The following is a 24681-nucleotide window of genomic DNA, read 5'->3' as shown; positions in this document are numbered from 1 at the left end:
CCGGCGGCCGGTCCGATGATCAGGCCGTCGTGGCCAGGACGTCGCCGACTTCGTCGAACAGGCGCCGTACGTCCGTGAGACGCGGGCCGTCCACGAGGAGAAGCCGTGCGGACCTGAGAACGCCGCGCACGGCCACCGACCGTTCGGCCTCCGGCAGAGTCTCGATGTCGGCCACCTTCGAGAACCCGATGACGCGCCGCGCCGCCTTCGCTCCGCCGAATCCGGCGGCGTCCGCGCGGACCGTGCCGAGGAAGCGGTCGAGCACCGCGTCCCCGAAGACCCGCGGATCGACGCGGCCCGGCCACAGCGTCCGGAACTCCGCCTCGAAGGCGTCCCAGGCCACGGTCGCCTGCCGCAGCACCCACGCCGCGTGGTCCGCCGCCCCGAGGATCGTCGCGCGGGCGGCGGCGAGCACGAAGTTGCCCCACAGCGCCCCCAGGTCGAAGCCGACCGGCCCGTAGAACGCGAACTCCGCGTCGAACGCCCTGGTCGATCGCGGAGTGGTGCCGGTCGCGGCGCGGACCAGGACGGATCCGGTGTGGAGGTCGCCGTGGATCAGTGCCTCGGCGTGCGTCATGAAGGCCAGCTTGGCGACGCCGATCGCCGCGCGGACCTCCGGGTCGCCGGCGTACGCGGCGACGTCGGCCTCGTTGGCGGGCAGCACGCTGTTGTGCTCGTGCCGGATGTACGGCTCGGTGAAGACCAGGTCCTCGGTGATCCGGCACAGCTCCGGGTTGACGGCGCGGGCGAGCGCGGCCTTCTGGTCGTCCGGGTCCAGGCCGAATACCGATGTCCCGAACGCGACCCGCGCGACGTACCGGCCCAGGTCGGCCGCCGCGCCTTCGTGGCGCAGGCCGTCGATGAGCGCGCCGCGCCAGACCCGGTGGTCGGACAGGTCCTCCACCGCGATGACGTGCCGGTCCTCGTCCGCGTCGTACAGGGCGGGGACGTACTCGGGCGCCATCGAGCCGTGCGCGGCCAGGGCGTTCGCCTCGAATCCGTTGCGGTCGGGGGTGACCGGCCAGGTCGGGGCGATCCGGACGTACGGCAGGGACTGTTTGAGGACGAGGCCCTCCTGGCCGTCCGCCTCGACGACGAACACGAGGTTCATGTTGCCGTCGCCGACCTCGCGGACGGCGGTGATGCGGTCGGGGTCGATCCGTTTCGCGATGGCCGGCCGACCGGCGATGTAGGCCGGCACGGCATGGGCGTCGAGGATCTCGTAGTCGTTCATCGGCGACGTCCTGGGGTGAGGGTGAAGCTGGTGACGAGGGAGACGACGAGTAGCGCGCCTTGGACGAAGGTCTGCGTGTAGTAGGGGGCGTTCAGCATGGTCAGCCCGTTGATGACCACGCCGATGAACAGCGCGCCGACGGCGGTGCCGACGACGTTGGGCCGGTTGGCGCCGAGCACGGCGAACCCGATGAGCGCGGCGGCGACGGCCTGCATCAGGTACGGGTCGCCGGCTCCGACGTCGCCGCGGCCCAGCCGCGCGGACAGGAGGATGCCGCCGACGGCGGCGCACAGCCCGGACACGGCGTAGGCGAGTGCGCGGTACCGGCCGACGCGGATCCCGGCGAGCCGGGCGGCCTGGGCGTTGCCGCCGATGGCGTACAGCGCCCTGCCCCAGCGGGTGTTGTTCAGGAAGACGTACGCGGCGATCGCCAGGATCACCATGGCGACGACGGGCACGGGGACGGACGCCACCGTCCCGGAGCCGAACCAGGTGAAGCCCGCGGTGTACCGTCCGGGCGCGGCTCCGCCGCCGATCGTCATCCCGGCGGACACCGACTGGCCGGAGGTGATGATCAGGGCCAGGCCCTGGAACAGGAACATGGTGCCGAGCGTGGCGATCAGGTCGGGCACTCCGGCCACCACCACGAGGAGCGCGTTGACGCCCGCGACCAGAAGCCCGGCGAGCAGGCCGATCACGATGGCGGTCGCGCCGGTCAGGTCGAACCGCACCATCGCGAGGGCGGTGACCATGACGACGAAGCTCACGTTCGCGCCCACGGACAGGTCGAAGCCTCCCGCGGTCATCGAGACGGTCACCCCGAGGGCGACGATGGCCACGATCGCCACCGACTGCAGGACGATGAGCAGGTTGTCGTACGTGGCGAACGACGATCGGGCCGTGCCGAAGAACACCGTGACCGCGACCAGCACCACGAGCAGGCCGTACCGGTAGCCGGCCGTGGCGAGGCGCGTGGCCGCCGGGGCGGGTGCGGGCGTGGCCTGGCGAGTGTCGGTGGTAAGGGTCACGTGTCTCCTCCTTCATCGGCGCCGCCCGCCATGAGCGTGGCCAGGCGCTCGGCCGACGCGTCCGCTGCGCTCACCTCCCCGGTTCGTACGCCGTCGTGCAGCACGATGACCCGGTCGGCCACCTGCAGGACCTCCTGCGGATCGGACGAGGCGATCACCACGCCGAGCGCGCCGGCCCGTTCCCGTATCCGCCGGGCGATGTCGGCGCGGGCACCGACGTCCACGCCGCGGAAGGGCTCGTCCAGCAGGACCAGCCGGCACCGGCCCTCCAGCCAGCGGCCGACGACGACCTTCTGCTGGTTGCCGCCGGAGAGTGCGCCGATCTCGGCCTCCGGCCCGGGCCCGCGCACCCCGAACGCCTCGATGACCCGCCGGGCCGCCGCCGACTCCGACCGGCGGGACAGCAGGCCGATCCGGCTGTGGTCGCGGAGCCGGGGGAGTGTGACGTGTGCGCGCACGGACCAGCCGGGCAGCACCGCCTGAGCTTCCCGCTCCTCGGCGACGAACGCGACACCGGCGGCCGCCGCGGCACCCGGATCGCGGGGCCGGTACGGGCGCCCGTCGAGGTCGAGTGTTCCGGAGACCAGTGGCCGGGCGCCGTACAACTGCTCGAGGAGTTCGGTCTTGCCGGAGCCGACGAGTCCGGTGACGCCGACGACCTCGCCGGCGCGGACCGTCAGATCGAGGGGCTCGACGCCCGGACGAGTGCGCAGGCCGGTCGCCCGCAGCACCGGTTCGCCGCCTTCGCGCACCTCGTGCGTCAGGGCGCCGACCTCCCCGCCCAGCATCGCCTCGACCAGCCGATGTCCCTCGACCGGCCGCGCGAAGACGCGGCGTATCGCGCCGTCGCGCAGCACGGCGACGCGGTCGCACAACTCCTTGATCTCGCTCAGCCGGTGAGAGACGTAAAGGACGGCCACGCCCTCGGCCGCCAGTCGGCGCACCATCGAGACCAGCACACGGATCTCGGCGGCCGACAGTGCGGACGTCGGCTCGTCGAGGATGAGCACCCGGGGCCGGCGGGACAGCACTCGCGCGATGACGATGTGCTGGCGGGCCCCGGCGGGCAGCGACTCGACGGGCGCGTCCAGTGGCACGTCGAGGCGTGCGGCCTCCGCGATGGCGCGGGCGGCCACGCGGGTACGGCCTCGGGTGACGAACACGCCGGACCGGCCCGGCACCAGGGCGTCGAGCGTCAGGTTCTCGGCGACATCGGCGCCGGACACGACTCCGGCGTCGATGTCCTGGTGGACGGTCTGCAGACCGGCCTCCTGGGCGCGGAGCGGGTCGGGCAGGTCGACGAGCGTCCCGTCGATGCGGATCTCGCCGCCCGTCGGGCGGGTCACGCCGGAGAGGATCTTGATGAGGGTGGACTTCCCCGCGCCGTTGGTGCCGATGAGACCGAGCACCTCGCCGGGCGCGATCTCCAGGTCGACGTCGCGCAGCGCCCAGGTGGCGCCGTACCGCTTCGCCAGCCCGCAGACCGAGACGACCGGTCTCACGCCCATGGCACGGGCGCCACGTCCGGGGTCTCCAGCGCGGGGAAGGCACCGGCGAGCCGCTGGACGTTGGTGATGCCATGGTCGCGCAGCGCCTGCTGGGTGATCAGCGTCGGCGGCACCTTCAACGCCCCAGGGACCTGCCGTCCCGCGACGCGCAGCGCCGCGGCCCGTACGGCGACACGGCCGACGTTGGCGGGGTCGGTCGCGGACGTGGCCACCCACGGGCTCTTCACCGCGGTGATGACGCCGATGTCGGCGGTGGAGACGTCGGCGCCGTACACCTTGACCTTGTCCTGCAGCCCGAGCTCGTTCACGGCGAGCGTGGCGCCCTTGGCGAACTCGTCGTACGGAGCGAAGATCGCGGTGACGTCGGGATGCGCCTGGAGCGCGGCCTTCGCCTGGTCGGCGACGGCCGAGGCGGTGGAGCTGTTGACGACACCGATCTTGGCGACCTGCGAGATACCGGGGTTGTCCTTCTTGAACTGCGTCCAGGTCTCGTTGCGGCGGTCCAGCGGTGCGAACCCGGCGACGTACACGTAGATGACCTTGGCCTTGCCGCCGGTGTCCTGCTTCAGCACGCTCAGCGACTGCGACGCGATCTGATGGTCGTCCTGGTCGAGCGTCACGGCCTTGGGAGTGCCCGGGTCGACGTCGAAGGCGACGACCGGGACGCCGGCGTCCACCGCCTTCTTGATCGCGGGCTGGATGGTCTGCGCGAAGCCGTGGTCGACGATGATGGCGTCGGCCTTGTTGCCGACCGCCTGCTGCAGGTTCAGGGCCTGCTTGTCGTTGTTGTTGTCGCCGCTGGACAGGTCCAAGGTCACGTTCAGGGCCTTCGCCTCGGCCTGCGCTCCGGCCAGCCACTGCTCGAAGTAGTCGCCGGAGGACAACTGGCGGACCAGGGCGATGTGCACCCCGCCCTTGGCGAACTTCTCAGGGACCTTCTCGGTCGGCCGGTGCGTGCCGGTTTCGGTCGGCGCCCCGGCGGCCCGCGTATCGGGGGAGTTCTGCGAGCAGCCGGAGAGCGCGGTCACCGCGAGAAGGCCGGCGGCGACGGCGACGATGGTCGTGCGCATGTTGATCTCATCATTCGTACGGTGGGGCCGCGAGACCGCGGCGCGCGGGCGGAGCGGGAGGTCGCTCGGAGCGGGAGATGTGCCAGAGCAGGGGAGCGCGGCACCGTCAGGGAAGAGGGCCGGGATTCCAGGCCGGGAGCGGCCCGGTCAACAGGAGGCGCCGGCCACTCTCATCAGATCGATGTGGCGACGCCCCACGAGAAGCCGTCGCGGGATCACGGCGGCAGCGTAACCCCAGGTTGGCGAGCTTGTCCACTTTCCAGACTGAGTTAGTCTGGTTATCTGCCTTGGACTGGAGGAGGATCGGCTCATGACGTATCTGAGCGTGTACACCGACGGGGAGCACCCCGAGACGGTGCTCGAGACGGAGGACACCGGGGAGATCGCCGCGGTCCTGAAGGAACTCGACGTCGTCCTGCGGCAGTGGAACGTGATCGAGGAGCACGGCGGCTCGCAGGAGGAGATCCTCGACGCCTACCGCGAGCAGGTCGACCGCGTCGTCGCGGAGGAGGGCTATACCTTCGTCGACGTCGCACGGCTGCACCCGGACGGCAGCCCCGAATGGCCGGAGAAGGCGCGCGCGGCGCGGGAGAGGTTCCTGTCCGAGCACACGCACGACGACGACGAGGTCCGTTACTTCGTCAGCGGGTCCGGCATCTTCTACCTGCACGTCGACGGCCGGGTCTACGCCGTCCTGTGCGAGGCGGGCGACCTGCTGACCGTCCCGCGGGACACGACTCACTGGTTCGACATGGGCACGGAACCCGCGTTCACGGCGATCCGGTTCTTCCACGACGACGACGGCTGGGTCGGCAGGTTCACCGGCAACCCGGTCGCCGAGCGGATCCCCGACTTCGACTCCATCGTGGCGCGGAGGGCCTCACGCAGCTGACCGGCCGGGTCGTGGACGGGATCGGCTCCGTCCACGACCGGGTCGGCGCGTCCGCGGCCGGCGACCTCCACGGGTGTTCCGTCAGCCGACGAACTCCCAGGCCCCGTAGGTCACCTTCGCCTCCGCCCAGTCGGCGCCGACCTCCGCGACGAGCTGCTTGATCAGCGGGAGGTCGGAGACGGCGCCCAGCTCGATCAGCCGGCCGCCGAGCGTCACCGAGCCGCCGCCCAGCTTCTCGCCCAGCTCCGGGTCGGACTGGATCACGTCGTGCAGTTTCTGGAGCGACACACCGCGTACCTGGACCTGGACGGCGTTGACCCTCTTCGACCCGCGGGGCAGATACTGGAAGGTCAGCACGGACTGCTGGTGATACGTCTGGGCCAGCACGTGCGCGATGTTGTGGATCTTGGTGGAGGTCACGCCATCGACGTGGAACTCCCGAGAGCGTTCGTAGTCGGCCTTCTGCATGCTGGAGTACCAGAACGTCCCGTTGAGAAGCGTCGAGCCGTGGGTGCGGCCGCCGTTCCTCCGGATGATTCTTTCGGCCTGGCGGGCGAACGCGGTCAGGTGGGTCTTCAGTGCCGGGTCGTTCGGGTCGAAGCTCCCGGACGTCTCGTTGGTGGCGAAGAACTCGGCCCGCGAACCGGTGGCCGCGTCGGCCGGAGCCACCGCCGCCGTGCCGGCCGCCACGGTCAGCCCCAGCACCATCGCGATCGATCGCGTTTTCATCGTCGTACTCCTGGCTCGGCAGAGATCGGTCCCGCCGGACCGTAGACGACATGCGAGCACATTGTCCAGTTTTCCTACTGTTTTGGTATGGTCTGTCGCACACCTCTCGAGCAAGGACCGACAGAACCATGCGCAAAGCCCTCGTCGCGGCCGCCACACTTCCCCTCCTGCTGACCGCCTGCGGCGGCTCGAGCACGTCCGGTTCCTCCAGCGAGGGCTCCGGCAAGTCGGTCGTCCTGATCACGCCCACGCCGGTGGGCACCGACAGCTTTCTGCAGCTCAGCGTCGCCGGCGGCAAGAAGGCCGCGCAGGAACTCGGAGCGAGCTTCAAGCTCTACGAGAGCCACGACCCGACGAGCATCGCGCAGAACGTGGACGCCGCGGTCCGGGCCAAGCCCACCGTCATCATCGGGGTGACGTACTCCTTCGACGACGTTCTCGGCACCGTCCCGGCCCAGCACCCCTCCCAGCAGTTCCTCGAGGTCGACTCCTGCCCGAAGAAGCAGGCCGCCAATCTGACGTGCGTGGCATTCAAGGAGTACGAGGCGGCCTACCTCGCCGGGGTCGAGGCCGGTCAGCTGAGCAAGAACCACAAGCTCGGCGTGGTCGCCGCGCTCGACTCTCCCTTCATCCACCGCTGGATCGACCCGTTCTTCTCCGGCGCCAGGTCCGTGGCCCCCCAGACCACCGGGACGCCGCTGTACGTCGGCGGCAGCAACCCGTACAGCGACCCGGCCCGGGCCAAGGCACAGGCTCAGACACTGTCGGCCACCAAGGGCGCCGACATCATCGAGGCCGCCGCCTCCGGGGGTAACCCGGGTGTCTTCCAGGCCGCCGCGGCCGGCGGCTTCAAGTCCTTCGGCGTGGACGTCGACCAGTGCAAGCTCAGCCCGGGCAACGTCATCGACAACGTGCTCAAGCACGTCGACGTCGCCGAGTACAACGCGATCAAGGATGTCGCCGCGGGCAAGGCCGGCGGTTACAAGATCTACGGCCTGGCCGAGAACGGGGTCGGGGTGACCGCGCTCGACCCCGACCTGGCCTCCTCTGGCTGCACCGTGGCCTCGGAACCGGCCGTGGTGGCCAAGGTCAAGCAGGTCCGCGCCGACATCGTGGCCGGCAAGGTCAAGGTCGCCGACCCGGTCTCCGGCTCCTGATGACGCCCGCCGCCGAGCTGTCCGGCATCACCAAACGGTTCGGCCAGGTCCTGGCCAACGACGGCGTGGACCTGACCGTGGCACGCGGAGAGATTCACGCCGTGGTCGGCGAGAACGGCGCCGGAAAGTCCACGTTGGTGTCGATCCTGTACGGGCTGCACCGGCCGGACGCCGGCACCGTGCTGCGGGACGGCCGGCCGGTCCGGTTCCGCTCGCCCGCCGACGCCATCGCCGCCGGGCTCGGCATGGTGCACCAGCGGGTCCGGCTGTTCCCCGAGCTGACCGTGGCGGAGAACGTGGTCCTCGGCGCCGAACCGGTCACCCGCCGCGGCCTGCTCGACCGGGTTTCGGCGGCACGACGGGTCACCGAACTCGCCGAGCGGTACGGGCTGCCCGTCGACGCCTCGGCGGCGGCCGGAAGCCTCCCGGTCGGACTGCGCCAGCGCGTGGAACTGCTCAAGGCCCTGCACCGCCGAGCGGAGATCCTCATCCTCGACGAGCCCACCTCGGTGCTCACGCCGTCGCAGGCCACCCGGCTGTTCGAGGTGCTGCGCACGCTGGCCGAGTCGGGCACCTCGATCCTGCTCATCACCCACAAGCTGGGCGAGGTCCTGGAGAGCAGCGATCGGGTGACGGTGCTGCGCGACGGCCGGGTGACCGGCCGTTTCGCCACGGCCGAGACGTCCGCGACCGAACTCGTCCACGCGATGATCGGCCGGAATCTCGCTCCCGCACCACCGCGCCCCCGCGAGCGGCTGACGTCGCCGTACGCCCTGGAGGCCCGTGGGGTGCGGACAGGGAACGCCGAGGACGGCGCCGTCACGTTCGGCGTCCGGCCCGGCGAGATCGTCGGCATCGCCGGGGTCGCGGGCAGCGGCCAGCGTCCCCTGGTGGACGCGCTCACCGGCATGGGCCCGGCGACCGGCACGGTCGAACTGCTCGGCACCGACATCACGGCCGCTGATGTGGCCGCCCGCCGCCGCCTCGGCCTGGCGTACGTCCCGGACGACCGCGATGGCCGAGCGACCGCGCCCGCCCTGTCACTGGCCCGTAACCTCGTCATGGGCGACCACCGCACCCCGGAGCTGCGGGGCCGTCTCGGCCGCCGGCGCACCCGCGCGGTGGCCGCCCGCGTGGCCGACCTGGTGACCCGCTTCGGCATCCGGGCACCCTCGGCCGGCGCCCCGCTCGCCACGCTGTCCGGCGGCAACGCGCAGAAGGCCGTGCTGGCCCGTGAACTGGCCCGCCGGACCCCTGTCGTCATCGTCGAGGAGCCGACCCAAGGCGTGGACGTCGGCGCCCAGGAGCAGATCCACGCCCTGATCGCCGGAGCGCGGGAGAGCGGCCAGGCCGTCCTGCTGATCTCCAGCGAACTGTCGGAGGTCCGTGCCCTGGCCGATCGCATCCTGATCCTCTTCGAGGGCCGCCTGGCCGCCGAGTTCACCGCCGCCGAGGCCACCGAAACCGCCCTTGGCGCCGCCATGACCGGAGTAGCCGTATGAGCGACCCCCACGCCCCGGCCGCCACCGGCCGGTCGTCCGGCGCACCCCCCGAACGTGCCGCCGGCCCGGACACCGGCGGGCGTCCTCCCGTCTCGCGACGTGTGGTGCTGGCGCCGCCGGTACTGGCGGTGACCGCGGCGATCCTGCTCGGGGCGCTGGTCATGGCGGTGGCCGGGGTGTCGCCGGGGAAGGCCTATCCCGCGCTGGTCAACGGGGCGATCGGCGACGGGAACCTGCCGTACACGATCGCCTCTTTCGTGCCGACGCTGGGGATGGCGCTGGCGTTCGCGATTCCGTTCCGGGCCGGAGAGTTCAACCTGGGGGGCGATGGGCAGCTGGCGCTCGGCGGAATCGCGGCCGCCGTGGTGGCGCTGAAGGTGCCGTTGCCGGGCGTGCTCGCCGTCGCCGGGGCGCTCATCGCGGCGCTCCTCTCGGGGGCGCTCACCGCCGGGATCTCCGGGCCGCTCGCCACCCGGCTGGGGCTGCCGGCGATCGTCACCACGCTGTTGATCAGCACGCCCGCGACGGCGCTCGCCTCCTACCTCGTGCGGTTCCCGCTGGCCGAGAAGGGCACCGGGATCGCCGAGACGCCGCTGCTGCCGGGGCGGGCGCAGCTGACCGCGCTGGGTGGATCGGAGTACGTCACGGCCGGGCTGCCGATCATCCTGCTGGTCACGCTGGGCTGGCTGTGGGTGGACGGCGGGACGGTGCTCGGGTACGAGTTGCGGGTGCTCGGGGCCGGCCGGGAGTTCGCGCGCTACGGCGGGCTGCCGGTCGCGCGGCTGGCGACGTCATCGCTGGCGGCCGGCGGGGCGCTGGCCGGGCTGAGCGGGGCACTGATCGTGCTCGCGCAGCCGTACCGCTACGTCGATGGGGCGCTCACCTCGCCCGGCTACACCTTCACGGGGGTGGCCGCCGTGCTGCTGGCCGCCGGGCGGCCGCGCGCGGTGCCGGTCACCGCGGCGCTGCTGACCGTGCTGCAGGTGGGCGGCGAGGGCATGGAACGTGACGCAGGCGTGCCGAGCCAGCTCACCCAGGTGCTAGAAGGGCTGATCATCGTGATCGTCGCCGTCCTGGCCACCGCCAGGAGGCTGAGGCGGTCATGACCATGGTCTTCGCCGCCTCGGTCATCACCGCGACCGCGCCGGTGCTGTTCGCCGCGCTCGGCGGGCTGCTGTGCGCGGCGGCCGGGGTGTTCAACATCGCGCTGGAGGGCCAGCTGTTGTGCGGCGCCTTCACCGCCGTGGTGGTCAGCCATGAGACCGGCAACGCCTGGTTCGGGGTGCTGGCCGCCGTCCTGACGACCGTGCTGTTCGCCGCGCTGTTGTCGGTGCCCGCGGTGTCGCTGAGCGCCGATCCGATCGTGGTCGCCGTCGGCACCAACCTGCTGGCGCTCGGGCTGACCTCTTTCCTCATGCGCCGGATCCTCGGCCTCGGCGGCACCTACTCCTCGCCCGATCTGAGAGGGCTGCCGGACCTACCGCACACGTCGCAGTCGGTGCTGGTGCCGGTGGCCTTCCTCCTCGTCGCAGCGGTCGCGTTCTGGCTCGGCCGGACCCGCTCGGGGCTGCGGCTGCGGGCGCTCGGCGGGCAGCCCGAGGCGGCGCGCTCACTCGGCCTGAAGGTCGCCGGGTACCGCCACGCCGCCGTCCTGATCGCCGGGGCCCTGTGCGGGCTCGGCGGCGCGCAGCTCTCGCTCGGCAACGTGACGCTGTTCAGCGAGGGCATGAGCGCCGGCCGCGGCTGGGTGGCGGTGGTCGCCGTCATGCTCGCCGGGACCCGCCCGTATCGGCTGCTCGGCGCCTGCCTGCTGTTCGGCGTCGCCGAGGCGCTGGGATTCCGGCTGCAAGGCGCCGGACTGCCGCAGCAGGCCGCTGACGCCGCCCCCTACCTCATCACGCTCGCGGTGCTGGTCCTGGCCCGCGTCATCTCCCGAAGGCACAGAAAGGAACGTGCCGTATGACCTCCGAAGCGTTGAATCTTTCCGAGCGGGCACGGGTGAGCCCGGTACGCCGGGTGGTCGTCGACACCGATACCGGCATCGACGATGCCCACACGCTGCTGTATCTCGCGGCCCGCCCGGACGCGGAGATCGTGGCGATCACGTCGGTGTTCGGGAACTGCGTCGTCGACGACTCGGTGCGCAACATCGGCTACGTGACCCGGCTGCTCGACCTGGACGTGCCGATCGCGCTGGGCGCGGCCGGGCCCCTGGAGGGCAGTCCGCACATCGCCTCCTACGTGCACGGCAAGGACGGGCTCGGCGACCGCGGCTACCTGCGGCCCACCCCGGACCTGGCCGCCGAGTCGTCGGCCGAGCTGCTGGTCGAGCTGGCCGATGAGGCCCCCGGCGAACTGGACCTGCTCGCGCTCGGTCCGCTGACCAACCTCGGGCTCGCGTTGCGGATCGACCCGGACCTGCTGCTGAAGTACCGCTCGGTCGTGCTCATGGGCGGCTCGGGGCCGTACGCCGAACCCGGTGTGCTGCGCATGATCGACGCCAACATCAACAACGACCCGGCCGCGGCCCGGCTGGTGTTCGCCGCGCCACGCAACCTCCTGGTCAGCGTCGGGGTGAACGTCACCGCGAGCACGATCCTGGACGAGCAGGCCATCGGGGCACTGCGCGCGGTCGATACCCCCGGTCGCCCGGTTCGCCGTGGAGATCCTTGATTCCTACCTGGACTTCTACCAGAACGAGTGGGGGCGGCGGATCATCCCGCTGCACGACCCGCTTGCCGCCGGAGTGTTGCTGGACCCGGGTCTCGTGACCGGATGGATCGACGGTCCGGTCAACGTGGTCGGCGACGGGTTCCTGTCCCGGGCTCGGCTGATGCGCACCAGCGACGGGCTGCCGCCCGCGTTCCAGTACGAGAAGGCGCCCGACACCCGAGTGCTGACCTCGGTGGACACGGCCCGGTTCGTGCGGAACTTCGTGGGGGCGCTGTCGTGAGCCGGGTTGCCCGGTGCGGCTGATCGTTCGTCTCGGGCGTCGGCGCGGTGCGGGCTCGGGCCCCGTCATCGAGGGCTACTGGATCCCGGCACGGACCGACGTGATGCGCTGCGTGTTGAAGCCGAGCCAGTGCATCCGGCCCACGTAGCGTGCGTGCTCGATCTTGAGACAGCGGTCCATGATCACGGTCACGCCGCCGTCCTCCGCGATCCGCGCGCCCTCCTCGTTGACCACACCGAACTGGCACCAGAGGGTGCCGGCGCCGATCGCCACGGCCTCCCGCGCGATCCCCGGCAGTGCGTCCGGCGCGCGGAAGACGTTCACGACGTCCACCGGCACGGGAACGTCGGACAGGCGCGCATGGCACGTCTCTCCGAGGATCCGCGTCTCGCGGGGATTCACGGGGATCACGCGGTAGCCGTGCCGCTTGAGGTAGTAGCCGACGAAGTAGCTGGCCCGCAGCTCGTTGCTCGAGAGCCCCACGATGGCGATCGTCCTGGCCGTGTGGAGGACGCGCTGGATCGCCGAGGCGTCCTGGTACCGCGCGAGCTCGGTCATGAGCCCTCCTTCGTCGACCCCATGACCAAGGTGCTGTGCTTGTCGCTTCCCTCGCTTCGCTCGGTCATGCCGTCGCCCCCTTCTTTCCCGTCGCCGCGGCGACATGCGTGAAACCCTGCTCCAGGTCCCAGACCAGATCGTCGACGGATTCGGTGCCGACCGACAGGCGCACCGTGCCCGGCCCGACGCCGGCGGCGCGTAGCTCGTCGTCGCCGAGCTGCCGGTGCGTCGTGCTGGCGGGGTGGATGACCAGGCTCTTGGCATCGCCGACGTTCGCCAGGTGAGACCAGAGCGTCAGGCCGCGGATGAGGGCCGTCCCGCCGGTCCGGCCGCCCGCGCAGTCGAACGAGAAGACCGCGCCGGCGCCGTTCGGCAGGTACTTGTCCACGAGCGGCCGGTATCGGCTCGCCGGCAGGCCGGGATACGTCACGTTCGACGCCAGCTCGTGTGACTCCAGGAACCCCGCGACCGCCCGGGCGTTCTCGACATGGCGTTCCATCCGCAGCGACAGCGTCTCGAGTCCCTGCAGGAACAGGAAGGCGTTGAACGGCGCGAGCGCCGCACCGAGATCGCGCAGCGTCTCGGCTCGGAGCTTCATCAGATAGCCGTATGTCCCGAACGTCTCGTGGAACCGCAGGCCGTGGTAGGCCGGTGACGGGTCCGCGATCACGGGGAACCGGCCGTTGGACCAGTCGAACGTGCCGGCCTCGACGACGACGCCGCCGATGCTCGTGCCGTGACCGCCGATGAACTTTGTCGCCGAGTGGATCACGATGTCGGCACCCCATTCGATCGGGCGGCAGAGGTACGGCGTCGCGAACGTGTTGTCCACGATCAGCGGCAGGTCGTGCTCGTGCGCGACGGCCGCCACGGTCTCGATGTCGAGCACGTTCCCGGCGGGGTTGCCGATGGTCTCGCCGAAGAACGCCTTCGTGTTCGGGCGGACCGCGTGCCGCCAGGCGTCCGGATCGTCGGGATCGACCCACGTGAGCTCCACGCTCATCTTGCGCAGCAGGTGCTTGAGCTGGTTCACCGTGCCGCCGTAGAGCGCCGACGACGAGACGACGTGGTCGCCCGGCTGGAGCAGAGTGAAGAGCGCGGCCGCCTGCGCGGCGATGCCACTGGCGAACGCCACCGCGCCACAGCCGCCCTCGAGGTTGGCCACGCGTTCCTCGAACGCCGCGACGGTCGGGTTCATGATGCGGGAGTAGGTGTTCCCGTACTCCTGCAGGTTGAAGTACGCCGCCGCGGACTCGGGATCTTCGAACACGTAGCTGGTCGTCTGGAAGATCGGCACCGCACGCGCGCCCGTGTTCGGGTCGGGTCGTTGCCCGGCGTGCAGCTGCCGTGTCTCGAACCCGAACGCGCGGGCCTCTTCGGTACGGGAGGGGTTGTCGGTCACGAAGGTCTCTTCCTGGACGTCATCCGGCCCCACCTTCGGCCGGACGGTGATCACTCAAGAATCGGCGGATGATGGGCGTCTGCCGCGCTTCTTCCAGAAGGAAGCAGTCGTGGCCGTACGGTGCGTCGATCACATGGAACTCGACCGGCTTGCCGAGAGCGCGAAGCGCCTCCTCGATCTCCCTCGACGCGGACGGCGGGTACAGCCAGTCGGAGCTGAACGCGATCAGCAGGGTCCGTGCCGAGACGCCGTCGAGCGCCCGCACGAGCGATCCGCCGCCGTACTGGCGCGCGAGGTCGAAATAGGTCAGCGCCCGTGAGGTGTAGAGGTAGGTGTTGGCGTCGAAGCGCTTGACGAACGATCCGGCCTGGTGACGCAGGTAGCTTTCGACCGAGAACTCCGCGTCGGTGATCGTGTAGCGGATGTCGTCGGCGACCTGCAGCCGCCGGCCGAACTTGGCACCCAGCGCCGAGGCGGACAGGTACGTGACGTGGCCGACCATCCGCGCCACGCCCATGCCGGCATCGGGTGCGCGGTCCGTTCCGTAGTACCGGCCGCCCTGCCAGGCCGGGTCGCGCATGATCGCCTCACGCGCGATCGCGTTCCAGGCGACGCCCTGTGGTTGGAGGGCGTGCGTGCTGGCGATCGCCACGACGGCGTCGACCTGGTCGGGGAACAGGATCGCCCACTCCAACGCCTGCATGCCGCCGAGCGAGCCGCCGGCCACCGCCGCGAGCCGCTCGATGTCGAGCGCGTCGAGGAACGCGCGCTGGGTGCGCACCATGTCCGCGACGGTGATCACGGGGAAGTCCGGCCCGTACGGCCGGCCCGTCGCCGGATCCACGGACGACGGACCCGTCGTCCCGCTGCATCCGCCGAGCAGGTTCGTGGAGACGACGAAGAAACGGTCGGTGTCGAACGCCTTGCCGGGACCGATCATCCCGTCCCACCAGCCGAGCCCCCTTCGGGCCGAGCCGTCGCGATCCTCGGCCCCGAACCCGTCGCGCGTGCTCTCCTCGGGCGGCGCCTTCGCGAGACCCGCCGCGTGGGCGTCGCCGCTGAGCGCGTGGCACACCAGGATGACGTTGTCGCGCCGGGGGGACAGGGCGCCGTAGGTCTCGTACGCCACGCGAACCGGGTACAGCTCCCGCCCGCAGTCGAGTCGCACCGGCTCCGGCAGGTCGAGGTACCGCGTCTCGACCGTGCCGGCCGATCCGGCCGCGAGCGTGGAAACCGATTTCGTCACAGGGGCTATGGTGCCCGTTACTGTCGGTGTATTGTCAAGCGAACCCATCGGGAATGTGAGTAATCCGACGAGAGGGCATCATCGAACATGACCACGGTCGTCAACGGAGTCAACGTGCAGGCGCTGCTCGAGGCGCGCGACGCGCTGAAGGGCGCTCCCGAGGCCGCCCAGTTCACCTGGCGGGCCTCCTCCAAGTGGCAGGACGGCGTCCACAGCACCACGACGGTCCGCGACTTCTTCGGCCTCGGACAGGAGCAGAGCCACAAGACCGAGTCGGTGTTCGAAGCCGACCACCCCGCGGTCTTCGCGGCCGAGGACAACGGCATCACGCCGATCGAGTACCTCCTCGTCGGCCTGGCGGCCTGCCTGACGGCGGGCGTGGCGTCCGTCGCGCAGAACCGCGGCATCCAGCTCCGCTCGGTCGAGTCGACGGTCGAGGGCAAGCACGACATTCGCGGGATCCTCGGCGCCGACAGCGACGTCCGTAACGGCTTCACCGACGTCAAGGTGACGTTCACCATCGACGCGGACGCCTCCAGGCAGGAGATCGAAGCGCTGGTGGCCCAGTCCCAGAAGCGCTCCGCAGTGTTCGATGCTCTGACGAACCCCACGGACGTCACCGTCGACGTCGCCTGAGGGGTCCCACCATCGAACGCGTCACAACCGTCGTCATCGGCGCGGGGCACGCGGGCCTCGCCGCGAGCCACTTCCTCGGCGAAAGGTCGATCGACCACGTCGTCCTGGAGCGCGGCGAGGTCGCGAACTCCTGGCGCCACGAACGCTGGGACTCTCTTCGGCTCCTCACGCCCAACTGGCAGAGCCGCCTGCCGGGCCATCACTACGAAGGCCCGGACCCCGACGGCTACATGACGATGGAGGAGGTCACCGACTTCATCGAACGGTTCGCCAAGGTCACCGGCGCTCCCGTCCGGACCGGCGCGAACGTCACGTCGCTGCGGCGCACCGACGACGGCTACCACGTGACGACCGGCCGCGGCGAGATCCGCTGCCGGACGGTGGTCATCGCGAGCGGAGCCTGCAATCGGCCGACGGTGCCGCAGTTCGCGGACGCCGTGCCGGCGTCCGTCCGGCAGCTGACGCCGTTCGACTACCGCGGCCACAGCGGGCTGCCCGACGGCGGCGTGCTCGTCGTGGGGGCGTCGGCGACCGGTGTGCAGCTGGCGGCGGAGTTGCGCCGGTCGGGTCGGCCGGTGACCATCTCGGTGGGGGAGCAGGTGCGGATGCCGCGCACGTACCGCGGACGCGACGTGCTCTGGTGGATGAACGCCTCCGGCCTGTGGGATCAGCGGTACGACGAGGTCGACGACCTCGAGCGGGCCCGGCGGCTCCCCTCTCCTCAGCTCGTCGGAACTCCCCAGCGGACGACGCTGGACATCAACGCCCTCACCGCGATGGGAGTCGAACCGGTAGGTCGCTGGGCGGCCGTCCGCGACGGCCGCGCACTGTTCTCCGGCGGTCTGCGCAACGTGTTCTCGCTCGCGGACCTCAAACTGGAACGCCTGCTGGACACGTTCGACGAGTGGGCGCGGAGGGACGGGCGCGACGCTGACGTCGCTCCTCCCGAGCGTCTCCCGCCCACACGGGTGCCCGCCTCGACACGGTTGCAGCTCGACCTGCGGAGCGGTGAGATCGCCGCGATCGTGTGGGCGACGGGGTTCCGGCCCGACTACGGGTGGCTCGACGTACCCGTGCTCGAGGAGAAGGGGTGGCTGCGGCACGAGGGTGGCGTGGTCGACAGCCCGGGACTGTACGCCCTGGGACTACCTGTGCTGCGACGGCGCAAGTCCACGTTCATCTACGGCATCGAGGATGACGCTCGCGAGGTCATCGACCACCTCGCGGGGTATCTGGCTGGCGCTCTATGACACCTGATCAAGCGTCAGGCGGTGTGACGAGGACATGGCCGGGGATGTCGGTGCGCTCGGACCTGTACCAGTCCACGATCGCCGCGGCCCAATGGGCGACCGGGATCCGGCCATCGCCTGATTCGTCCAGCTCCTCGAACACGGTCGCGCTGTTGGCCTCCGCGAACCCGCTCGCCGTCATGCAGGTGAGGAAGTCGTCCCGTTCGACGTATCCGTCGTCGTCCCGGTCGACCAGCGCGGCCATTGATGTCGCGTAGTCGGTCACGGCCTGTTCCGCGTCGCCGGGGTCGCCTAGCCTGGCGAGGTACTCGGCCAGGCTGATCCGGCCGTCGCCATCGGCGTCGAGGGACGCGCGCAGGCCCGCCCAGAAGCGGTGATGCCCGTCGAGAACCGCCTGGCCCTTCGCCGACTCGCGCGGCTCGCCCAGCGCACTGAGCACGTTGGTGGCGAGGCGGTCGAAGTCGCTCTCGTCCAGGTAGCCGTTACCGTCGGAGTCGAGTATGCGGAACCGCAGTAGCAGTCGCTCGCGGGCGCCGGAATCGACCTGTGCGGACTCGTGGTTCATAGGAACCTCTCGATCGCCAATTGTGATCGATAGCCTACATTAAGTGAGCATTTTCGAGAAGCCGCAGTTAGCGCGGCGATCTCGTGAGACATCGGATTCGCGGCCATTGGACGGCGCGGATTGCCCGAGATGTGAACCTCTGGTCACCAGCGGACAGGGAGACCGTTCGGCCCGCGGTAACGCCAGCCGTAGTAGCGCACCGGCGGCTTGTCGGTATCCAGCCGGATCGTTGGAAAACGCTCCAGCAGCACTTCGATGCTGATGCGGATGATCTCTGGGACTTGTTCCCAGGCCAGGCAGCGGTGACTGCCGTAGCCAAGCGAGGCGTGCGGTTGCATCGGCCGGTGGATGTCGAAGACGTCGGGGTTCTCGTAGACCCTCTCGTCGCGGTTGGCCGAGGCGGCGATGGCCGCCACACCGCTGCCCGCCGGGATGGTGACGCCGCCCAGCTCGAAATCGCGGGCGGCGGACCGCATGAGCGCACCCACGGGGGGTCGCCAGCGCAGGCCCTCATGGGCCGCATGCTCCAGCAGGGACGGATCGGCCTTCACGGCTTCGAGCTGGTCGGGGTTGTCGAGAAGACCAAGCATCGTCGAACTGGCGCCGTTGCCGGGTTCCTCGGTCGCGGTCAAGATCAACCGGACCGTGGGCAGGATCTCCTGGATGGGACGAGGCCGGCCTGCAGGACGTCCGGAGTGCAGAAGATTGGACAGCGTCGAGTGGATCGGGTTCTTCCTGAGTTCCTCGAGGTAAGGAATGAGGACCCGGTCGATATCGGCCCGGGTCTCTTCGCCCAGCCGGGTCCTGGCCGGATCCTTCTCGAAGTTGGTGATGGCACTGTTCATGCCGCCGGCCCACCTGATGAAGACTTCCGGATCGATATGATCGAGACCCAGGATGTGCGCCTCTGACAACACGGCGACCGGCGCGAAGTACTGCTCCTTCAGATCAGCCGGTGACCCGGAGCGCTTCAACTCATCGGCGTACTTGTCAGCCAACGTCCGCACATGATCCCGAAGGCCCGCCGGCAGAGTCTCCCGTGCGTAGTCGTCGTCGGTACACCCACGGAGGTCGCTGTGCGGGTCCCCATCGGTCGCGAGCATGTTCCCCTCGCCGCAGACCTTGAGAATCAAAGACTTCGAGAAATAGGAGATGAACGTCTCCGACAGACTGATCACCGTCCGGACGTCCTGATGCCGCGTGACCATCCACTGATCGAGCGCCCGAACATAGGCGACGGGCTCCTCCTCCCGCAACCGCGCATAGATCAGGTACGGATCGTCATTCAACTGATCGATCGTAATGCTCTCCGCGAACTCGCCCATCTCAAACACCTTCCCCTGGAGGAGGCAGCGACATTCGGCCTGGCGGTTCCTTTCAGTGGTAGACGGGGCCACGCCGTCGCGGCGTCGGTATGGCGGGCTTGTCGGCCTTCGCCGTGGCTGTGGGAAACAGCTCGGCCAGCTCGGCGCGCAGCGCGTTCAGCAGTATGTCCGCGGTGTCGCGGCTGAAGCCGTTGCGGATCACCAGGCGCATCACGGCCACGTCGTCGAGGGCGTCGGGCAGGTGGTAGGCGGGTATCTGCCACCCGTGCTTGCGCATCCGGTCGTGTATGTCGAATACGGTCGTGGTCGTGTCGGGCCGCATCCGCAACGCCACGACCGGCAGATGGGTTCCATCGGAGATGACCTCCAGCGCGGGCATCTTCGCGAGCTGGTTGGCCAGATAGGACGCCACATCACGGCAGGCTTGTTGCACCGCGCGGTAGCCCTCGAACCCGAGGCGCAGGAAGGTGTAGTACTGCGCCACCACCGGGGCGCCTGATCGGGAGAAGTTGAGCGTGAAGGTGGGCACGCTGCCGCCGAGCAGCTCGCATTCGAAGATCAGCTCTTTCGGCAGCGCCTTCTTGTCGCGCCAGATGATCCACCCGATGCCCGGGTAGACCAGTCCGAATTTATGGCCCGAGGTGTTGATGGACAGCACCCGAGGCACCCGGAAGTCCCACACCAGGTCGGGTTCTAGGAACGGCGCGATGAAGCCGCCCACCGCGGCGTCGACGTGCAGCGGCACGTCCACTCCCCGTTCGGCCTGGAGCCGATCCAACGCGGACGCCATCTCGGCCACCGGGTCGTAGATTCCCAGCGCGCTGGACCCGAGAATGGCCACCGCGCCGATGGTGTTCTCGTCGCAGAGGCTCGCCACCTCGGACGGGTCGACGGTGAAGCCGGGTTCGCGGATCGGCACGTAGCGCGGCTCGACATCCCAGTAGCGGCAGAATTTCGGCCAACAGGTGTGCACCACGCTGGGCATCACCAGGTTGGGCCGGTCCGCCGGCAGGCCCTGCGCTCGTCGCCGCGCACGCCAGTTGAACTTCATCGCCAGCCCGGCCAGCATCGTGGCCTCGCTGGAGCCGCTGGTCGAGCACCCGGCACCGTTGGTGCCCGGGTCGTTCCAGAGGTTGGCCAGGATGTTCACGCACCGTGTCTCCAGCTCCGCCGTCTGGGCGTACTGGTCGTGGTCAATCAGGTTGCGGTCCAGAGAATCGGCGATCAGTTCCTTGGCCTGAGGCTCCATCCAGGTGGTGCAGTAGGTGGCGAGGTTGAGGCGGGCGTTGGAGTCCAGCATGATCTCGTCCCGGACCAGCGCGGCGGCCGAGTCCGGCGCCATCGGACCGGATGCCAGCTGATAGCGGGGAATTCCGCCGTCCGGCACCAGCCCGCTGTACAGCGGCTTCACGGCCAGCTCCACGTTCCGACGCTCGCCATGCACCTGCTTGACCATGACGTCCCCCTGGTGTGTCCGTGACATGTCCATGGCGCCTGCCTGTCGGCACCAGCATGGGATACTCAAAGTAGTTGCGTGACTACCGAATGCGCTACATCTTGGTATTGGGTTGGGGTCACCGACGGGACAGCGCCTCGACGGCTTCCGCGTCGGCCCCGGCTGCGGGGGCGGGACACCACCGACCTCACCCTGACGTGTGGTCGAGGTGACCCAGTCCGCTCGCGGCCCGCCGGCCTGACCGATTCGAATGGGAAACCTGCTGGATTCGTCGGAGGCGGTACATTCGTCCGGTGCGTTGGCGAGACGGTGACGGAACCCGGATGCGGTTGCGGCAGCAGCGTCTGGCCTGGAGGCGGTGGGTCAAGCCTGAGGCGGCCATGAACCTGATGCCCGGCGGGCTCGGCGAGGACCCGATCTCGCTGATCATCGGCCTTCCGGGCCTTCTGGCCAGCGCGGTGCTGCTGCCCTTCTGGCTGATCGAACTCGCCCTGCGTCTGCTCCTCGCTCCGGTAGCGGCCGCGCTGCGCCTGACCAGCGTGATCCCGTACCGGCTGGAGCTCTACCGTAAGGGGCAGCTCACGGGCACCTTTACGCCGAAGGGCCGCCCTGAGCTGGTGCGACTACGCAATCGGCTGGCGGGCCGCGACGCCGTCGCGGCCTGACGCCCGGGTCGCGACCCCGCTGTCGGCTCGTCGCGGATGGCCGCAGCTCCCAGCGGTCCGGGAACTCGCCGCCCGGCGAAGGCGGCTCGGCGATCCATGAACGCGCCTCGGCGCCGTGCGCGCCGTAAGACGCGGCGAACACGTCCGGAACGTCGATGCGGATCGACCTGGTCACGGAACCTCGAGCACCTGCGACCCGGCGCCGGAATCCGGCGGGCGCTGAAAGATCGTTGGGGCGGTAGCGCCGTAGACTCCGCCGGAAACAGATGACTGAAAGGTGGCGAATGAAGCCGTTGCGGGCGGGGGATCCGCGCCAGGAGCGCGAGTCTGCGATCGACCACGCCATCCGGATCGCCCGTTCCATTGACGATCACAAAGAGCGTGAGAACGCGCTCTTCGGGGTTGCCATGGCGCTTGCCGAGGCCGATCTCGACCATGCCGAGCGGCACCTTCAGCGCATCCCCTCGATAGAGGTTCGGGCACTGGCTTCGCTGGCGCTCGCCGGGAGACCGTCCGATCCCGAGCGCATCGAGGAGCTGCTCGGTCACGCCGATCCGTTCATCGATCAGCTCCTGGAAGAGCGTTCGGACTCCGTGGATCACGAGACGTTCGAGTCCCTGGTCGGCCGGCTCATCGAGGTGGACTCCCGGCGAGCGCTTGCGGTGCTCGGCCGCGTTGAGCGGCTTGTCGTGGGATTTCACGATCCAGGCGCCGACGATCTGGGCCTGCGACGGGTGCTGCGCGCCCGGGCGCTGGCCGCCGAGGCCGACAGGCTGGCCGCCACCGCCCCTGACCGGGCCGCTGAGCTGATGGGCCAGGCGGTGGAAGCGGCTCACATGATCCGCCCCGACCCCGACGATGAGCTCCAACTCCGCGATTCCCTGCTGCGCGGCACGATGATGAAGATCGCCAAGGTCGGCTACGCCATCGACCGGCGACATGCCGAGCGTTTGATCTATCTTGCCGGAGCGTCCGCGCTCGGCGTCACAGACGAACACTTGCGGGACGGGGAACTCCGGTCGACCGCCGTGGGAATGGCGGAGGTCGACCCCGCCAGGGCGGAACGGCTCATCAACAAGATCACGGCGGCGTCCATCCGCGCATCCGCCTGGGAAGACGTCCTCAAGGCAGCGGCCTCTACCGGACGGGATCACAAATCTTTGCTCGATGCGGCCGAAGAGAGCGTCATCCCCCCTGGGCAGGCCGGCTCCTCGTGGGACCGCCGGCGAGCCGAACCCGAGATCGGCGACGACCAGCAGAACGGCGGTTTCTACTACCCCTATTACCTGGGCTCTATCGCTAAAGGCGCGGCACGGTGCGACCCGGCGCGGGCCGAGACCATCGCCTCGCGGATCACCGACGCCGGCGCTCGGAACGAGGCATTCGCCGACATGGCCGGCGAGATCGCCGAGATCGATCCATCGCAGGCACGGCGGTGGCTCGATACCGCGTACCGGACCGCTCTCGAAGTCGAGCCGAGACGGGCTCTCCCCGTGATGGGAAAGATCGCAGCGGTCGGGGCCACCGTCTGCCCCGGCACCGCACGGCAGGCCGCCTCCTACATCGCCGACAACGCCGACGATGCGGACCTCGGATTCGAGGAGGCGCAGCGGCTGGCGAAGATCGCCGAAGATGTCGTCGCCGTCGACCCGAGCCTGACCATGCGCCTCATCGAACTCGCCGGAACCCGAGCGCAACAGCGCGTCAAGCAGCGACTGGACAACGGTGATCTGAAGCGCATGGCCAGGACCCTGATGGCCGTGGCGGCGGCATGGGCCGACTCCAGTCCTGAACGAGCCACCCGCATCACGCACCAGGTGCTGGAGGTGGCCCTGGCCGCACAGCCGACCGACCCTCTGCTGATCTCCCTGCTCGACCAGGTGGTGACCGCGTATCTGTCGATCAGCGAGATCGCCGCGCAGAAACGACAGTCCCTCAAGCGGCTCATCCGGCAGTACCACGGTCCAAGCCGGGATCATCTGCTGTACGTCGCGGTTCCGGTATTCGCGGTGAGCGACGTCCGCCGTGCCGAGCAGATCGCCCAGGAGATCGGCGACGACTCCCTGCGGTGCGTGGCACTCAGGGTCCTCGCTGAGTCGATCATCAAGCAGACCATGGGCTCAGCCGATCAGGCCGCCGGGCGGTCCTCACCGTGACCGTCGTCCGCCGTGCTGCGGGCGAGGACGTCGCGGAGCGCGGCGGCGGTGCGTTCGGGTGCCAGGTCGGTGACGTACGCGCCTGCGGCCAGTTCGCTGCCGGCCAGGTACTTGCGCCTGGTGGCGGTCCGATACGGCGGCGACAGCTCCAGGTGCAGGTGGGTGACGTCGGCGTGGCCGGGGACGGCGGGCTCCTGGTGTACCGCCATGACATAGGGCATCGAGAAGCCGAACAGGCCGTCATAGGCGACCAGCACCTGCTTGAGCACGCGAGCCAGGTCGTCCCGCTCAGGTGCGGTGAGCGACGGCAGCGCAGGCGCGTGGCGGCGGGCGCTGATGTACACCTGGTAGGGAAAGCGCGCCCAGAACGGCACGTACGCGGCGAAGGCGTCGCCGGTGACGACAAGCCGCTCGGAGCCCTCCTCCCGGATGACGACGTCGCACCACACGCAGGATCCGTGCAGCTCCCGGTACCGCCGCGCGGCGCCGATCTCCTGCGCCGGGATCGGCGGGATGTCGGGGTAGCCGTAGATCTGGCCGTGCGGGTGGTGGAGGGTGACGCCGATCTCCTCGCCCTTGTTCTCGAACGGGAAGACGTAACCGATCTCCGGGCGACGGCCGAGCACGGTCGTACGGTCCGCCCACACGTCCACGAGGGCGCGCAGCCGGGTGACCGGCAGTTCGGCCAGCGTGGCGTCGTGATCGCCGGTGAACACCACGACCTCCGCGTGGCCCACCGCCGCCTCGACCGGGGTCAGCGCGTCGCCGGCGACCGAAGGCGCCGGGGGATGGGCGGTGAAGGACGGGAACCGGTTGTCGAAGGTGACCAGTTCGTACGACGCGCGCGGGATCTCGGTCGGCGGCCCGCCGGGCGCGGTGGGGCACAGCGGGCACTGGTCGGCGGGCGGGAGGAACGTACGGTTCTGCCGGTGGGTGGCGAAGGTGACCCACTCGCCGCGAGTCGGGTCGTATCTCCGCTCGGTCATGGCGTGTCCTTCGTCGCGTAGTAGGTGATGGCCCGGCCGTCGGCGAGTCGGTCGTGCTCGGCCCGTAGCCCGGGAACGGGCGCGACGAGGTGACGGAGCAGGTCCGCGAGCACCGCCGCGGCCATCGGGTCGCCCCGTCGTGCGGCCGCGAGCAGCGGGAACTGACAGACGAGCAACCGGCCCGCTCCCACCCGGGTCTCCCCGATGATCGTGCCGGCGATCTCATCCGGGAACGGCTTCCACATCCCGGCGACCACGTTCCCGGGGAACGCCTTCTCCTGGGCCGCATCGAGGCGATCGACTCACCCCCGCGCGAGGTGACCGTGAGACACGAGCTCCGCGTCCGCGAGAGCTCGGGCGTGA

The 24681-nt window shown here is 70.0% G+C and carries 25 protein-coding genes; 11 read left to right on the top strand and 14 right to left on the bottom strand.

Going from position 1 to position 24681, the window contains the following annotated elements; translation table 11 throughout:
* Positions 1-19: 19 nt before the first annotated feature.
* The 5 genes from mtnK to AB0L00_RS14790 form a co-directional block, all read right to left on the bottom strand.
* Entirely contained in the window at positions 20-1234 is a 1215-nt protein-coding gene (gene mtnK, locus AB0L00_RS14810; protein ID WP_364433368.1) for an S-methyl-5-thioribose kinase, read from the bottom strand.
* The gene (locus AB0L00_RS14805) at positions 1231-2262 is read right to left on the bottom strand and encodes an ABC transporter permease (protein WP_364433365.1); all 1032 of its coding nucleotides are present in this window, start codon (positions 2260-2262) and stop codon (positions 1231-1233) included. Before AB0L00_RS14805 ends, mtnK begins: the two co-directional genes overlap by 4 nt.
* A complete protein-coding gene (locus tag AB0L00_RS14800) occupies positions 2259-3770 on the bottom strand; it encodes a sugar ABC transporter ATP-binding protein (RefSeq protein WP_364433362.1) in 1512 nt (503 codons plus the stop codon). The genes AB0L00_RS14805 and AB0L00_RS14800 overlap by 4 nt, the downstream gene beginning before the upstream one ends.
* Complete coding sequence (locus AB0L00_RS14795) at positions 3761-4840, bottom strand: substrate-binding domain-containing protein (protein WP_364433359.1); 1080 nt, start codon at positions 4838-4840, stop codon at positions 3761-3763. The genes AB0L00_RS14800 and AB0L00_RS14795 overlap by 10 nt, the downstream gene beginning before the upstream one ends.
* A 147-nt stretch (positions 4841-4987) precedes the next feature.
* Positions 4988-5152 (bottom strand): putative leader peptide, encoded by a 165-nt coding sequence (locus AB0L00_RS14790; RefSeq protein ID WP_364433356.1) that lies wholly within the window; start codon positions 5150-5152, stop codon positions 4988-4990.
* Between AB0L00_RS14790 and AB0L00_RS14785 the strand changes: the two genes are divergently transcribed.
* On the top strand, positions 5151-5732 hold the full coding sequence (locus AB0L00_RS14785) for a cupin domain-containing protein (RefSeq protein WP_364433353.1): 582 nt from the start codon (positions 5151-5153) through the stop codon (positions 5730-5732). The genes AB0L00_RS14790 and AB0L00_RS14785 overlap by 2 nt on opposite strands.
* An 81-nt stretch (positions 5733-5813) precedes the next feature.
* Here AB0L00_RS14785 and AB0L00_RS14780 read toward each other — a convergent pair whose 3' ends face one another.
* Positions 5814-6461 (bottom strand): hypothetical protein, encoded by a 648-nt coding sequence (locus tag AB0L00_RS14780; protein ID WP_364433351.1) that lies wholly within the window; start codon positions 6459-6461, stop codon positions 5814-5816.
* A 128-nt stretch (positions 6462-6589) separates the two neighbouring features.
* Here AB0L00_RS14780 and AB0L00_RS14775 point away from each other — a divergent pair, with 128 nt between their 5' ends.
* The 6 genes from AB0L00_RS14775 to AB0L00_RS14750 are packed head-to-tail and all read left to right on the top strand — an operon-like array spanning position 6590 to position 12073.
* The gene (locus AB0L00_RS14775) at positions 6590-7618 is read left to right on the top strand and encodes a BMP family ABC transporter substrate-binding protein (protein WP_364433349.1); all 1029 of its coding nucleotides are present in this window, start codon (positions 6590-6592) and stop codon (positions 7616-7618) included.
* A complete protein-coding gene (locus AB0L00_RS14770; protein WP_364433346.1) occupies positions 7618-9120 on the top strand; it encodes an ABC transporter ATP-binding protein in 1503 nt (500 codons plus the stop codon). Before AB0L00_RS14775 ends, AB0L00_RS14770 begins: the two co-directional genes overlap by 1 nt.
* On the top strand, positions 9117-10226 hold the full coding sequence (locus AB0L00_RS14765) for a hypothetical protein (RefSeq protein ID WP_364433344.1): 1110 nt from the start codon (positions 9117-9119) through the stop codon (positions 10224-10226). The genes AB0L00_RS14770 and AB0L00_RS14765 overlap by 4 nt, the downstream gene beginning before the upstream one ends.
* A complete protein-coding gene (locus tag AB0L00_RS14760; protein WP_364433342.1) occupies positions 10223-11083 on the top strand; it encodes an ABC transporter permease in 861 nt (286 codons plus the stop codon). Before AB0L00_RS14765 ends, AB0L00_RS14760 begins: the two co-directional genes overlap by 4 nt.
* The gene (locus tag AB0L00_RS14755; protein ID WP_364433340.1) at positions 11080-11793 is read left to right on the top strand and encodes a nucleoside hydrolase; all 714 of its coding nucleotides are present in this window, start codon (positions 11080-11082) and stop codon (positions 11791-11793) included. The genes AB0L00_RS14760 and AB0L00_RS14755 overlap by 4 nt, the downstream gene beginning before the upstream one ends.
* Positions 11780-12073 (top strand): nucleoside hydrolase, encoded by a 294-nt coding sequence (locus tag AB0L00_RS14750; protein ID WP_364433338.1) that lies wholly within the window; start codon positions 11780-11782, stop codon positions 12071-12073. The genes AB0L00_RS14755 and AB0L00_RS14750 overlap by 14 nt, the downstream gene beginning before the upstream one ends.
* 75 nt (positions 12074-12148) lie before the next feature.
* Here AB0L00_RS14750 and AB0L00_RS14745 read toward each other — a convergent pair whose 3' ends face one another.
* From AB0L00_RS14745 to AB0L00_RS14735, 3 genes are all read right to left on the bottom strand, one after another.
* The gene (locus tag AB0L00_RS14745; protein ID WP_364433336.1) at positions 12149-12631 is read right to left on the bottom strand and encodes a CoA-binding protein; all 483 of its coding nucleotides are present in this window, start codon (positions 12629-12631) and stop codon (positions 12149-12151) included.
* A 64-nt stretch (positions 12632-12695) separates the two neighbouring features.
* Positions 12696-14033 (bottom strand): O-acetylhomoserine aminocarboxypropyltransferase/cysteine synthase family protein, encoded by a 1338-nt coding sequence (locus AB0L00_RS14740; protein WP_364433333.1) that lies wholly within the window; start codon positions 14031-14033, stop codon positions 12696-12698.
* Positions 14034-14052: 19 nt separating this feature from the next.
* Entirely contained in the window at positions 14053-15279 is a 1227-nt protein-coding gene (locus AB0L00_RS14735) for a homoserine O-acetyltransferase (RefSeq protein WP_364433330.1), read from the bottom strand.
* Between the two features lie 87 nt (positions 15280-15366).
* On the opposite strand from AB0L00_RS14735, the gene AB0L00_RS14730 reads away from it, so the two are divergent.
* Positions 15367-15915: an OsmC family protein gene (locus tag AB0L00_RS14730; RefSeq protein WP_364405922.1), complete on the top strand. Its 549-nt coding sequence runs from the start codon at positions 15367-15369 to the stop codon at positions 15913-15915.
* Positions 15912-17165: an NAD(P)-binding domain-containing protein gene (locus AB0L00_RS14725; protein ID WP_364434437.1), complete on the top strand. Its 1254-nt coding sequence runs from the start codon at positions 15912-15914 to the stop codon at positions 17163-17165. Before AB0L00_RS14730 ends, AB0L00_RS14725 begins: the two co-directional genes overlap by 4 nt.
* A gap of 7 nt (positions 17166-17172) precedes the next feature.
* Here the strand turns inward: AB0L00_RS14725 and AB0L00_RS14720 are convergent, their stop codons facing one another.
* From AB0L00_RS14720 to AB0L00_RS14710, 3 genes are all read right to left on the bottom strand, one after another.
* Positions 17173-17730, bottom strand: a complete 558-nt coding sequence (locus tag AB0L00_RS14720) for an EF-hand domain-containing protein (protein WP_364433327.1) — start codon at positions 17728-17730, stop codon at positions 17173-17175.
* Positions 17731-17873: 143 nt separating this feature from the next.
* A complete protein-coding gene (locus AB0L00_RS14715) occupies positions 17874-19055 on the bottom strand; it encodes a cytochrome P450 (RefSeq protein WP_364433324.1) in 1182 nt (393 codons plus the stop codon).
* A gap of 52 nt (positions 19056-19107) precedes the next feature.
* The gene (locus AB0L00_RS14710) at positions 19108-20511 is read right to left on the bottom strand and encodes a glutamate decarboxylase (protein ID WP_364433322.1); all 1404 of its coding nucleotides are present in this window, start codon (positions 20509-20511) and stop codon (positions 19108-19110) included.
* Positions 20512-20834: 323 nt separating this feature from the next.
* Between AB0L00_RS14710 and AB0L00_RS14705 the strand changes: the two genes are divergently transcribed.
* Positions 20835-21176: a hypothetical protein gene (locus AB0L00_RS14705; RefSeq protein WP_364433319.1), complete on the top strand. Its 342-nt coding sequence runs from the start codon at positions 20835-20837 to the stop codon at positions 21174-21176.
* A 284-nt stretch (positions 21177-21460) separates the two neighbouring features.
* Positions 21461-23332, top strand: a complete 1872-nt coding sequence (locus AB0L00_RS14700) for a hypothetical protein (RefSeq protein ID WP_364433316.1) — start codon at positions 21461-21463, stop codon at positions 23330-23332.
* Here AB0L00_RS14700 and galT read toward each other — a convergent pair.
* Together galT and AB0L00_RS14690 are read right to left on the bottom strand one after the other, a co-directional pair.
* Positions 23305-24318: a galactose-1-phosphate uridylyltransferase gene (galT, locus tag AB0L00_RS14695; protein ID WP_364433313.1), complete on the bottom strand. Its 1014-nt coding sequence runs from the start codon at positions 24316-24318 to the stop codon at positions 23305-23307. The two genes, AB0L00_RS14700 and galT, sit on opposite strands and share 28 nt — an antisense overlap.
* Positions 24315-24563 carry a hypothetical protein gene (locus AB0L00_RS14690; protein WP_364433310.1) on the bottom strand — a complete coding sequence of 83 codons (249 nt, stop codon included), beginning with the start codon at positions 24561-24563 and terminating at the stop codon, positions 24315-24317. The genes galT and AB0L00_RS14690 overlap by 4 nt, the downstream gene beginning before the upstream one ends.
* Positions 24564-24681: the final 118 nt, after the last annotated feature.

This window comes from Actinoallomurus sp. NPDC052308 (genome assembly GCF_040679195.1).
Taxonomy (GTDB): Bacteria; Actinomycetota; Actinomycetes; order Streptosporangiales; family Streptosporangiaceae; genus Actinoallomurus; species Actinoallomurus liliacearum.
This window is presented reverse-complemented; position numbering and strand designations above follow the sequence as displayed.